The sequence below is a fragment of the Mesoflavibacter zeaxanthinifaciens DSM 18436 genome, from assembly GCF_000422365.1.
In the GTDB taxonomy this organism is placed as follows: Bacteria; Bacteroidota; Bacteroidia; order Flavobacteriales; family Flavobacteriaceae; genus Mesoflavibacter; species Mesoflavibacter zeaxanthinifaciens.
The window spans coordinates 183034-195832 of record NZ_AULQ01000005.1 but is presented as its reverse complement, the minus strand read 5'-3'; the positions used below and the strand labels follow the sequence as shown (position 1 = coordinate 195832).

Sequence of the window (12799 nt, the reverse complement as noted above, 5' to 3'; positions counted from 1 at the left end):
TTAAATTTTGGTAAAGTTCATTGTAATTACAAAAGGTTGTCCGTCTAAACTAACGGTTTGTTTCCATTGCATGTTGGTGTCTGATAACTGAGATAGATTAACACGGTAACCTTGATTAGTTTCAGACTTATTTTTTTCGTTGGTTGGCTTTAATAAAAAGTCGTATAATCCCATTTCTGGACTTACTTCTTGTATGGTAAATACAAAGTTTCTTTCGCCAGACATACATCCTGCCGAATTAATTGTATAAATTCCTGTATTGTTGTTAGGAATAAATTGCCAAGTACTACCTTCAAAACAAGATTTTGAAGCATCGTCAAAAAGTGTAACGTTAAAAGTACCTGTTTGGTTGTAGGTAATCGAGTTTAAAACCCAATCGCCTTTAATGACTTTTTTAGAATCTCTCACGGTTTTTGGAGTTCCGCAAGATATAATACTTAAAGTCACTAATAATAAAATTAGTCGTTTCATAGTAATGGTTTTTGGTTTGTAACTATTATAAGTTACGAAAATCATCACCTTCTAGACGACTAATTAAGACAAGTTTATCATATGATTAAAAAACAAAAACATCTGCTTATAGCAGATGTTTATTGAGATTTAAGAATATTATATTGAAATTATTTTTAACAGTTGTTAACTAATCTGCAACCCATTTTTGACCGTTGTATCAGGATTTACAAATACTAAATCACCTTCGGCATTTTCGGTCATTAAAATCATACCTTCACTTTCTACACCACGTAAAGCTCTTGGTGCTAGGTTAACTAAAACAGTTACTTGTTTACCAACAACTTCTTCTGCAGTAAAACTCTCGGCAATACCAGAAACAATAGTGCGTACATCTATGCCAGTATCTACTTTTAAAACTAGTAATTTTTTGGCTTTAGGCATTTTTTCGGCTTCAATTATAGTTCCGACACGTAAATCTAATTTTGTAAAATCATCAAAAGTAATCGTGTCTTTTTGTGGCTCTACTTTTTTGTTAGCAGCTTCGTTTGCTTTTTTACTAGCCTCTAATTTATCTAATTGAATTTGAATGTCTTTGTCTTCAATTTTATTAAATAGTAATTCGCTTTGTCCTATTTGGTGATTAGCTGGTAATAACACGTCTTTTGTTGAAATATCACTCCAAGACATCTCGACTGCGCTCGATGTGACATTTAAAATTTGTTTCAATTTAGCTGAAGTAAAAGGTAAAAATGGTTCTGATAGTGTAGCTAAAGCGCTAGCAATTTGTAAAGCAACATACATAATAGTTTGTGTGCGAGCTTCGTCAGTTTTTACTAATTTCCAAGGTTCTTCATCTGCAAGATATTTGTTACCAAGTCGTGCTAAATTCATAAGTTCTTGACTTGCTTCTCTAAAACGGTAACGTTCTAAAGAGCTTTCAATAACCGCAGGATAGGCTTTTACAGCAGCTAAAGTGTCTTCATCTATAGCTGTAAATGTTGATGGCGTTGGCACAATACCATTATAATATTTGTTAGTTAAAACGACAACGCGATTAATAAAGTTACCAAAAATAGCAACAAGCTCGTTATTGTTTCTAGCTTGAAAATCTTTCCAAGTAAAATCGTTATCCTTGGTTTCTGGTGCGTTAGCAGTTAAAGCATAACGCAATACATCTTGTTTACCAGGAAAATCTTTTAGGTATTCTGGTAACCAAACTGCCCAATTTTTTGAGGTTGATAATTTGTTGCCTTCTAAATTTAAAAATTCGTTAGCAGGTACATTGTCCGGTAAAATGTAGCTACCTTCTGCTTTTAACATAGACGGGAAAATAATACAGTGAAACACGATATTATCTTTACCAATAAAGTGAACTAATTTAGTGTCTTGGTCTTTCCAATATGGTTCCCAATCTTTTCCTTCGCGTTCTGCCCATTCTTTAGTAGAAGAGATATAACCAATTGGTGCATCAAACCAAACGTAAAGTACTTTTCCTTCGCCACCTTCAACAGGAACAGGAATTCCCCAATCTAAATCGCGTGTTACTGCACGCGGACGTAATCCATCGTCTATCCAAGATTTAACTTGTCCGTATACGTTTGGTTTCCAGTCTTTTTTATGACCTTTTAAAATCCACTCGCGTAAAAAGTTTTCGTGTTTATTTAATGGTAAAAACCAGTGTTTTGTTTCTTTTAAAGTTGGTGTATTGCCAGTTATAGCAGATTTTGGGTTGATTAAATCTGTGGCGTTGTGAGATGTACCACACTTTTCGCATTGGTCACCATAACTCTCTTCGTTACCACATTTTGGACAAGTTCCAATCACAAAACGATCGGCTAAAAATTGTTTAGCTTCTTCGTCGTATAATTGCTCTGTAACTTCTTCAACAAATTCGTTTTTATCGTATAAGGTTTTGAAAAATTCTGAAGCTGTATCATGATGAATTTTCGCCGATGTACGTGAGTAATTATCAAAGCTAATACCAAATTCTTCAAAAGAATCTTTAATAATTTTATGATATCTGTCTACAATTTCTTGTGGTGTAACACCTTCATTTTTTGCTTTTATAGTAATTGGCACACCATGCTCATCACTTCCGCAGATAAAAGCAACATCGTTGCCAGTTAGACGCTTGTAACGTGCATAAATATCTGCCGGAACATAAACACCAGCCAAATGCCCAATATGAATAGGACCGTTAGTATAAGGTAAAGCAGCAGTAATTGTATATCTTTTTGACATCTTAAAATCTTTTTGAAGCCGTAAAAATACACATTTTAACAGCGATTTAGAAAAAAAATGTACATTTACAATATGTCAAAAAACAGATTTATAATTATTACTTTATTGGTGTTTCTTTTTACAGGAACTAACGCCATGCTATCTCAAAATTCAAACTTTAAAAACCCAACAGAAAATTTGATACAACCACCATATTTAAAAGCTGGTGATACCGTTGCAATTGTAGCACCATCAGGAATTTTAAAACATAGAAATGAAGAAATTGAACGCGCAAAACGTTTATTAAAACAATGGAATCTTAATGTTGTTGTTGGTAAACATGTGTTTAATCAAGCCAATCATTTTGCAGGTACAGATCAAGAACGTTGTGAAGATTTTCAAAACGCTTTAGATAATCCAAATATTAAGGCTATTTGGTGCGCACGCGGCGGATACGGTACGGTTAGAATTTTGGATAAATTAGATTACACTAAATTTTTAGAACAGCCTAAATGGATTATAGGATATAGTGATATTACAGCATTGCATAACCAAATACACAATTTAGGTGTACAAAGTCTACATGCGATGATGTGTGTAAGTTTACCTAAGGATGAAAGTGAAATAGAACAAACTATAGCGACGTTTAAAAAAGCCATTTTTGGTGAAACTTTAAGTTATACTTTACAAGGTTCAAATTATAATCAAGTAGGTGAAGTTACAGCACCAATTGTTGGTGGTAACTTGACGATACTTCATACCATGTTAGGTAGTAAAACTAGCGTTGATACTTCTGGAAAAATATTATTTATAGAAGAAATTGGCGAGTACAAATACCATATAGATCGTATGTTACAAAGTCTAAAACGTGCTGGTTATTTTGATCAATGTAAAGGTGTTATTGTTGGCGATATGACTAAGCTAAGAAAAAATACGACCCTTTGGGGAACATCTATAGAACAACTAATTTTAGATGCACTTGCCGATTATGATTTCCCGATTGCATTTAATATGCCAGCAGGACACGAAGATGATAATAGAGCTTTAATTTTAGGTAGAAAAGCTACTTTAAAAGTTGAAAAAACAAAATCTACACTTGTATTTGAATAGTAATGGCTAATCACAACCAGCTTGGTAAAAAAGGAGAACAACTTGCAGTCGATTTTTTAATTGAAAATGGCTACGATATTGTTGAACGTAATTACCGTTTTAATAAAGCTGAAGTCGATATTATTGCTCAAAAAGAAGATGTTTTAGCTATAATTGAAGTTAAAACACGATCTACAACAGATTTTGGAAATCCGCAAGATTTTGTAAAACCAAAACAAATAAAAAACTTAGTTAAAGCAGTAGATGAGTATGTGACTGTAAATAACCTAGAGGTAGATGTGCGTTTTGATATTATAGCTATTGTAAAAGAAGAAAAGCAATTTAATATTGAGCATTTAGAAGATGCTTTTTTCTTTTTTTAGGATCTTAAAATGCTTTCCATTTTTTTACCTCTAGCAAGCTCGTCTATTAACTTGTCTAAATATCTAATTTTTTGCATTAAAGGATCTTCAATGTCTTCTACACGGTAACCACAAATTAGACCTTTAATTTTATGAACATTAGGATTAAGTTTTGGCGCTTTTTCAAAAAACGTTTCAAAGTCTATTTTAGTTTCTAAAATAGTATCTATATCTGCATTAGTATAGCCTGTTAGCCAAGTAATAATAGTGTGTACATCTTCTTTTGTTTTTCCTTTTTTTTCGGCTTTTGTGATGTAATGAGGATACACACTAGCAAAAGACATAGCAAAGACTCTGTTTTTTTTCATAATTATTAGATACTAGATTTTAAAGATAACTATTCTTCTAATGTTTTAGAAAAATAATCTTTAAAAGCTTCAAAGTCGTATGGTTTTTTAATAATTACTTTGTCTTTACCAAGTATAAAGTAGCTTGGTGTAGCTTTGACATTATAGTTGTTACCTATTTGGTTATCCCATTTTCCTTCACCAAAAACATGATAAAATTCTGGAAAATCGTATGTCATGTCTTTCCAGCGGTAACGGTCTTCATCTAAAGCAACAGCAATAACTTTTAATTGTTTTTTATCTATTGTTTTTACGTAGTTATGTAGTTGCGGAATTTCTTCTAAACAATGAGAACATGTTGTGCTCCAGAATATGATTAGGTAGTTTTCAGCTTCGTCTAAATCATGCATTTTTTTTACGGTAGCTTTACCGTTTTCATCATAAATTACAATATCAAAATTGTAACCTTTATGACCTATTGATGCATTTTTAAAATTGGTAAGATCTTTTATTAATTCTGTATCGTTATCTGCTTTTGCTATATCTAATAAGTGTTTTGTTGCTATATGATTGGCTACTGGTTCTATATTTTCATATGCAAATTGAGAATATAATACTTCTAATATTACTTTTTTTACCTTAGGGTTATTGCCAATAGCTTTTACAGCAGTATCAATATTTTTTATGTATGAAGCATTGGCTTGGTCTTGGTCTATAAAATTAAAAATATAGTTTAAAGTAGCTTCTATAAGAAAATTTGAGTTTTGTAAAATAGGATTACTAAAGTTGATATGGTTAAAATACTCTGCTTTTGCTAGTTCTGAAAATGTTTTGGCATCTACATATTTATTAGGGATATATGGCTTACTTGCAGTAATAAAGTTTAGTGCCATTTTGCCTTCTGCTGCTTTCTCAAATTCGGATTGTGTATTTTGTAAAATTTGTATGATTTTATTAAAATCTTCTTCGTTGTTATCTCCTTTTAGGTAAAAGTTGTTAAGACTATTTGCGACTAATTGAATGCTTTTATTGTAAGATTTCCAAAGCTTATTTTCTTCAGATTTAGTAAAGGTTAAACCATCGTCAAAGTCGTAAGTCAATTCTATATCTTCATTGTTATATAAAAAATCAAAATTATATCGATCTTGTGGTTGATTGTAGACGATGCGGTATGTACCTGCAGGTTGATTTTTGTCTAAAGTAAAACTAAATGAACCGTCTTCTTTTATTTCGGCATTATTTACAAATTTGCTGGTTTGTGTTGTTACTTGATATAGAAAGGCAAATTTAAAATCGTCTGTATTTGGGAATTTTCCCTTTATGGTATGTTGTGCTAATGCAAAAAATGGAATTATAGTAAATACAAAAAATAACTTTTTATTCATGGGTTTTATTTTTTTATCAATTTTCAAAAATTATTCCAAAATTGGTTTTAATACCTGAAGTGCTTTTTCTACTGTTTTTATATTATCAAAGGTAAGTAATAAACGTAAACCGTTACGTGTTTGTTTTTCTTTCATTTTACAAGTTTGTGGGTGCGTTTGCACGTACTGTAACACTTTTGTAAAGTAATTACTTTGGTAAAATCCACTTTTTTGGTCGTTAATAAAGTAACCAATAAGTTTACCTTTTTTCATGATTACTTTTTCTACACCTATTTTTGTAGCTATCCATTTAATTCTAACGCTGTTAAGCAAGTCTACTACTTGAGTTGGTAACTCGCCAAAACGATCTATTAATTGATTTTCGAAAGTAGTTAACTCGTCTTCCGTTTTTAGGTTGTTTAAAGTGGTATACAGGTTTAACCTTTCGGTTATGCTATTTACGTAATCGTCTGGGAAAAGTAGTTCAAAATCGGTATCGATTGTAATATCTTTAACGTATTGCTTTTTCTCTTCAGGTTCGTCGTAAAGGTCTTTAAATTCGTTTTCTTTAAGCTCTTCAATAGCTTCATTTAAGATTTTTTGGTAGGTATCAAAACCAATTTCGTTAATAAAACCACTTTGTTCGCCACCAAGTAAATCTCCTGCACCACGAATTTCTAAATCTTTCATTGCTATATTAAATCCGCTACCAAGCTCAGAAAACTGTTCTAATGCTTGAATACGTTTTCTGGCATCTGTTGTCATAGCGTGATAATCTGGAGTAATAAAATAGCAAAAAGCTTTTTTATTGCTTCGTCCGACACGACCGCGCATTTGGTGTAAATCACTTAACCCAAAATTGTTCGCATTATTAATAAAAATAGTATTGGCATTAGAAACGTCTAAACCACTTTCTATAATGGTTGTGCTTACTAAAACATCAAAAGTACCATTCATAAAGTTTAGCATAAGTTCTTCCAACTTTTTACCTTCTAATTGTCCGTGACCAACACCAATTTTTGCATCAGGCACTAAGCGTTGGATCATACCTGCAACTTCTTTGATGTTTTCAATACGATTATGGATAAAAAATACTTGTCCACCACGTTCTATCTCGTAACTAACAGCATCTCTAATAGTTTCTTCACTAAAACGAATCACGTGACTTTCTATTGGATAACGGTTTGGTGGCGGAGTTGTAATTACCGATAAATCTCTTGCAGCCATTAAACTAAACTGAAGTGTACGCGGTATTGGCGTTGCAGTTAGCGTAAGTACGTCTACGTTTTCTTTTATGCTTTTAAGTTTTTCTTTTACAGCAACACCAAATTTTTGTTCTTCATCAACAATTAAAAGTCCTAAATCTTTAAACTTAACGCTTTTATTAACCAATTGATGTGTGCCAATAATAATATCTACATGACCTTTTTCTAGTTTTTCTAGAGTGATGCGTTTTTCTTTTGCAGTTTTAAAACGGTTTACATAATCTACCGTTACCGGAAATTCTTTTAAACGCTCACTAAAGGTTTTATGATGCTGAAAGGCTAGGATAGTAGTTGGTACTAAAACCGCAACTTGTTTACCATTATCTACAGCTTTAAAGGCAGCACGAATAGCGACTTCGGTTTTACCAAAACCAACATCGCCACAAACCAATCTATCCATTGGTCTTTCGCTTTCCATATCGGCTTTAATATCTGCAGTAGCAGTAACTTGATCTGGCGTATCTTCATATAAAAATGAAGCTTCTAACTCATGCTGTAAATAACTATCAGGCTTATATTGAAATCCTTTTTTTAACTTACGTTTTGCATATAGTTTTATTAAGTTGAAAGCAACGTGCTTAACTCTAGATTTGGTTTTTTCTTTAAGGGTTTTCCAAGCTTTACTACCTAATTTGTAGATTTTTGGTGGTGCACCATCTTTACCATTAAATTTGGTTATTTTGTGTAAGGAATGTATGCTTAGGTATAACACATCACGCTCGCCATACACTAATTTTATAGCTTCTTGTTTTTTACCATCTACATCAATTTTTTGTAGTCCGCCAAACTTACCAATACCATGATCTATATGAGTAACATAATCGCCAATGTCTAGATTTGTAAGTTCTTTTAAGGTAATGGCTTGTTTTTTTGCATAGCCATTTTTAAGATGAAATTTATGGTAACGTTCAAAAATTTGGTGGTCAGTATAAACCACCATTTTTAAGTCGTGATCTATAAAACCTTGATATAAAGGTTGTACAATTGTTTGATAATGTACATTGCCATCAACGTCTTCAAAAATATCATGAAAACGCTTTGCTTGTTGCTCGCTTACGCAAGTAATATAATTGGTGTAACCTTTGTCGTGATTAGCATTTAAATTATCTATTAATAAATTAAATTGTTTGTTAAATGCAGGTTGAGGTACTGTGTCAAACTTTACAAATTGCTCTGCTTTAAAAACAGATGTTGTCCCAAATTCTACTATACTAAAATCTAATAATTCTTTTTTTAAGGTTTCAGAATTTGAAAAAAGCTCGTTTGGTTTGGCGTGTTTAAGCTCGGTAGATAAGTTGTTAAATGCAGTTTGAGCTTTATTGAAAAAATCGTCTATTCTGTTAAAAGTTAAATCGAAATTTTTCCCAAAAACAACTGTTTTTTGAGCGATGTATTGTAAAAAGCTTTGCCTTTTTTCTTCAATTAGTTTATTAGCAACATTAGGAATAATACTAATTTTTTTAATTTGCTCTGTAGATAATTGTGTTTCTACATCAAAGGTACGAATGCTGTCTACTTCGTCACCAAAAAATTCTATACGATATGGTTGGTCGTGACTAAATGAAAACACATCTACAATACCGCCACGTACCGAAAATTCTCCAGGTTCGGTAACAAAATCTACACGTTTAAATTTGTATTCAAACAAAACTTCGTTTACAAAATCTATAGATAAATTATCGTTTACGGTAATTTTTAGAGTGTTACGTTCTAGCTCTTTTCTGGTGACAACTTTTTCAAAAAGCGCATCTGGATACGTAACAATTATAGCAGGTTTTTTACGTGAGTTTATACGGTTTAAAACTTCTGCACGAAGTAAAACGTTGGCGTTATCTGTTTCTTCAATTTGGTAAGGTCTGCGATAGCTTCCTGGATAAAATAAAACATCGTTTTTATTTATTAAATGTTCTAAATCGTTTAAATAGAAAGCAGCTTCTTCTTTATCCTGAAATATTAGTAAAAATGGTAATTCGGATTGTTTAAAAATTTGAGAAATTATAAACGAAACCGAAGATCCTACTAATCCTTTAACGTGTGTTTTACTTTTAGGTAGGGCAATAGCAGTTTGCAATTTTTGCGTTTGCAAAGATTGTAAATAGGCTTGCGAGATGTTAGATTTACTCACCTTTAATAGAATTTTTTGCAAATATAAGGCTTAGATTTTTTTAAAAGCTTTCTGATTAATTAATTTAATCTGATATTAACAATGCTAATGAAAATAAACGTTATAAATTGACTTAAAATATTGATAATAAAATAATTATATTAGTTTTTATAATATTAAGTATACATGTTAAAAAAAGAAACTTTTTAATTTTAAAAGGAGCAAGGTTTAACTATATTTGCAGTGAATTAAAATTAAAAAGTATGTCATTTTCAGATTTATTTGATAGTGGGTTTAAGAAGCGAAATGAAGATCATTTTGCTGCAATTGTAAGAGTTGCTATGAGTGATGGTATTATCACAGAAGAAGAAAAGGCGTTTTTAGATAGATTAGCACGTAATTTAGATATTAGCGAAGAAGATTATAAGTTAATATTAAAGGATTATAAATCTCATCCTATAAACCCACCAACTTCTTATGATATGCGTTTAGAGCGTTTATACGATTTAGCTAGAATGGTTTGGGCAGATCAAATTGAAGGAGAAAACCAAATGGCTATGTTAGAGCGTCTTTGTGTTGGTTTAGGTTTTAAGTCTAGTAATTCTAAATACGTTGCAGATAAAGCTTTAGAGCTTGTTAAAAACGGAGTAGATTTAGAAGTTTTTATGGAAGAAATTAAAACTATGAATAGATAAAATAGTTTTTGAAATACATAAAAAAAGCAAGCATAACGCTTGCTTTTTTTTATTTTAGATGTTCTCTTATTTTGGTTAAAAGGGTATCTTCATCAAAAGGCTTTTTTACAACATCATTAATACCTGCTTTTTTATATTTTTTTAAATCATCCTTAAATACTCTAGCTGTTAAGGCAATAATTGGTATTTTTTTATGCTCTCTCTCTGGTAATTTTCTTACCAGTTTTGCTACTTCATCACCATTTATATCTGGTAATTTAATATCTAAAAGGATTAAATCTACAGGAGAATCATAGTTTGTTACTTTTGGTATGACATCTTCTCCTTTTGTGGCAATATCTAAAAAGTAATTACCCTTAGAAGCAAGTATTTTAAGAACTGATAGCTGAGTGATTTCTGAATCGTCTACCAACAGAATATTGTATTTTTTATCAGATTCTATAAAAGAAGTTTCTTCATTATTAGATTTTTCTAATTTGTAACTTGGGTCTATTCTAAAGTTTAAATTAGTAGAAAATGTAGAGCCTTTTCCTACTGTAGAATCTACTGTAATTTTGTTTCCGGTTAACTCTACATAATGTTTTGCAATAGCAAGTCCTAAGCCTGATCCAGTATATTTATATGAATGGTTAAGTTGTTTAAAACTTTCAAAAATTGAGTTTTGATCTTCTTCTGGTATTCCTATTCCAGTATCAGAAATTTCAAAATGAATATTAGCTTTTCTTGCTCTTGTTTGATTTAATGAAGCTTTAAAAGTAATTGATCCTACTTCTGTAAATTTAATAGCATTACTTAATAAGTTGCTTAAAACTTGTCTTAGCTTCATCTTATCACCACCAACTATTTGTGGTAAATTGCTATTAAAATCAGTAATAAATTCTAAACCTTTTTTTTCAGAATTAATTTTGTGTATTTGAGCTATTTCATCTAATAATTCATGTAGATTAAATGGTTCTAAGATAATTTCTGCTTTTCCAGATTCTATTTTAGATATGTCTAGTATGTCTTCTATTAACTGCTTTAAGTAGTTTGTAGAAGAGTCCATGACTTTTATATAGTTAGTTTGCTCATCTGTTAATCCTGTCTTTTTTAAAATCTCAGAAAAAGTTAAAATACCTGTTATTGGATCTCTTAATTCATGATTAAAATTTGCTATGAATGCATTTTTAAAAGCTTCTTTTTCTTTTAAATACTCGTTTTTTAGTTCTAGTATTTGAGAGTTTATTACCGACTCATTTCTTACCTGCGCTGTAGTTTGGTAGTTATTGTAGTGTACCGTTAAATCTAGGATAACAATTAATGGTGGTTTTTTACCATCAAAAGTTTTTACAATAATATCTGTTATTATAGTATTGCCTTCTTCATCATTAAGATGAATACAAGAAAATACTAAATCTTTGTTTTTTTCGGTTAATGTAGCTGTTAGACTTTCAAAAAAAGGATGAATATCTGATATATGTTTACCTTCTATTTTTTTAAAGATAACATCATCAGATTCTTTAATGTTGCCTTCTGTATCTACAATTAAATATTGATTTACAGATTGTGCGTAATTTTTTTTATACTCTTCTAACATTTTAAGAATGTTTTATGTTTAAACTAAAGATTTAGCTAGTTGATTAAAAACCTCTTCTACATTTTTGCCAGTTTTTGCACTTGTATATAAGTCTACATACTGTTTAAAAATCTCTTTATTTTCTTTAATAAACTCGTTTGTAACTAAGTCCTTTTTGTTGCCAATAACTTTAACAGGTAAGTTAGGATAACGTTCTTTTATATAATTTAAGTCAAATTCTAAGTTTTTATAGGTGTTTGGTCTTGTTAAATCAAACACGTAAATAAAACCATGTGTTCCAATAAGATATGATGGTCTTGTGTTGGTAATATCATCATTACCTTCTAAGTCCCAAATAACTAGAGTAACGTCTTTGTTGGTTTCTGGAATTTGAATATCTTTTTTTAAGATATGTACACCAATAGTGACTTTATAATCTTCTGTAAAAGTGTTTTCTACAAAGCGTCTAATTAAGGACGATTTTCCTACACCAAAGTGCCCTATTAAAACAACTTTTTTAGATAATTTCATGTTCAAATTGTGCTTTTAATTTTGTTGCTAAAATACTACTATTTTCTAAGTCTGTTTTATTTATAACATTTTGAGCAAAATCTAATAACTTATCCTCTAGTTTGTTTCTAAATGTGGCTGTAAATGCTCCAGATATTACTACAGCAATGTAGTAATTAGAAAAGTTTTGAAGGTGAATATGATAGTTTTCATATTCTATATATTCTAAATTTTGAGTTTCAGCTTGAAAAGCATCTTCTGCAAAACTTTTAATTGCGGTAAGCATACCAGCAACTGTATCTTGGTCTATGTTTTGGGTTTTTGAATATTCTGAAGTTACAATACCAGAACCTTGCTCTATAACCATAATCTGCTCTATGGTTGGTTTAAAGTGGTCTTGGAGGATTATATCACCTTCTGATACGCCACTTCTTTTTGCTCTAAACCTTCGTTTTAAAGACTCAAAAGAAAAGGTGTTATTCATTTTATTGTTAATTGCTTCAGATAAAAGTTGTATTTCTTTTTGCACATACTTTTTTATCATTTTACCCATAATAGGGTATAAAGCTTCTACAACAGCATCTTGAGAGTTTTTAATCTCTGCTTTTAAAGTTTCGGTAATAGTAGGTCCTAATGTTTCAGGTATTTCTTCAACAAACTCTAGTAATTTATCGTCAATTATTGGATTAATTTTTTTTGATAAATTGGGTTGTTGGTTTATTACTGCTTCAAGATCTTTTAGTTTTTGTTCAAGCGATAATGCATACTCGTGCTCATCTTTTAATAAGATGTCTTTTAAGATTTGTAATTTATCGTCTTGAGTCATTTATAGAGT

General features: G+C 30.8%; 11 protein-coding genes. 3 read left to right on the top strand and 8 right to left on the bottom strand.

Features of this window, described 5'->3' with window-relative positions; genetic code table 11:
* Together H574_RS0105375 and metG are read right to left on the bottom strand one after the other, a co-directional pair.
* A complete protein-coding gene (locus tag H574_RS0105375) occupies positions 1 to 471 on the bottom strand; it encodes a lipocalin family protein (protein ID WP_027879579.1) in 471 nt (156 codons plus the stop codon).
* Between the two features lie 165 nt (positions 472 to 636).
* Positions 637 to 2694: a methionine--tRNA ligase gene (gene metG / locus H574_RS0105370; protein ID WP_027879578.1), complete on the bottom strand. Its 2058-nt coding sequence runs from the start codon at positions 2692 to 2694 to the stop codon at positions 637 to 639.
* A 72-nt stretch (positions 2695 to 2766) separates the two neighbouring features.
* On the opposite strand from metG, the gene H574_RS0105365 reads away from it, so the two are divergent.
* On the top strand, positions 2767 to 3783 hold the full coding sequence (locus H574_RS0105365; protein ID WP_051169832.1) for a S66 peptidase family protein: 1017 nt from the start codon (positions 2767 to 2769) through the stop codon (positions 3781 to 3783).
* A 2-nt stretch (positions 3784 to 3785) separates the two neighbouring features.
* Positions 3786 to 4145 (top strand): YraN family protein, encoded by a 360-nt coding sequence (locus tag H574_RS0105360; RefSeq protein ID WP_027879576.1) that lies wholly within the window; start codon positions 3786 to 3788, stop codon positions 4143 to 4145.
* On the opposite strand, the gene H574_RS0105355 is transcribed toward H574_RS0105360, so the two are convergent.
* From H574_RS0105355 to mfd, 3 genes are read right to left on the bottom strand one after another with little or no spacing between them, the layout of a single operon-like run.
* Positions 4142 to 4492: a DUF2200 domain-containing protein gene (locus H574_RS0105355; protein WP_027879575.1), complete on the bottom strand. Its 351-nt coding sequence runs from the start codon at positions 4490 to 4492 to the stop codon at positions 4142 to 4144. The two genes, H574_RS0105360 and H574_RS0105355, sit on opposite strands and share 4 nt — an antisense overlap.
* 29 nt (positions 4493 to 4521) lie before the next feature.
* Positions 4522 to 5856 carry a TlpA family protein disulfide reductase gene (locus H574_RS0105350; protein WP_027879574.1) on the bottom strand — a complete coding sequence of 445 codons (1335 nt, stop codon included), beginning with the start codon at positions 5854 to 5856 and terminating at the stop codon, positions 4522 to 4524.
* Positions 5857 to 5886: 30 nt separating this feature from the next.
* A complete protein-coding gene (gene mfd, locus H574_RS0105345; protein ID WP_027879573.1) occupies positions 5887 to 9225 on the bottom strand; it encodes a transcription-repair coupling factor in 3339 nt (1112 codons plus the stop codon).
* A gap of 242 nt (positions 9226 to 9467) precedes the next feature.
* Here mfd and H574_RS0105340 point away from each other — a divergent pair, with 242 nt between their 5' ends.
* Complete coding sequence (locus H574_RS0105340; RefSeq protein ID WP_027879572.1) at positions 9468 to 9899, top strand: tellurite resistance TerB family protein; 432 nt, start codon at positions 9468 to 9470, stop codon at positions 9897 to 9899.
* A 49-nt stretch (positions 9900 to 9948) separates the two neighbouring features.
* On the opposite strand, the gene H574_RS0105335 is transcribed toward H574_RS0105340, so the two are convergent.
* Genes H574_RS0105335 through H574_RS0105325 form a run of 3 tightly spaced genes read right to left on the bottom strand, consistent with a single transcriptional unit; the run spans position 9949 to position 12790 of the window.
* Complete coding sequence (locus tag H574_RS0105335) at positions 9949 to 11475, bottom strand: ATP-binding protein (protein WP_027879571.1); 1527 nt, start codon at positions 11473 to 11475, stop codon at positions 9949 to 9951.
* Positions 11476 to 11493: 18 nt separating this feature from the next.
* Positions 11494 to 11985 (bottom strand): Rab family GTPase, encoded by a 492-nt coding sequence (locus tag H574_RS0105330; RefSeq protein ID WP_027879570.1) that lies wholly within the window; start codon positions 11983 to 11985, stop codon positions 11494 to 11496.
* Entirely contained in the window at positions 11972 to 12790 is an 819-nt protein-coding gene (locus tag H574_RS0105325; RefSeq protein ID WP_027879569.1) for a hypothetical protein, read from the bottom strand. The genes H574_RS0105330 and H574_RS0105325 overlap by 14 nt, the downstream gene beginning before the upstream one ends.
* Between the last annotated feature and the right edge of the window lie 9 nt (positions 12791 to 12799).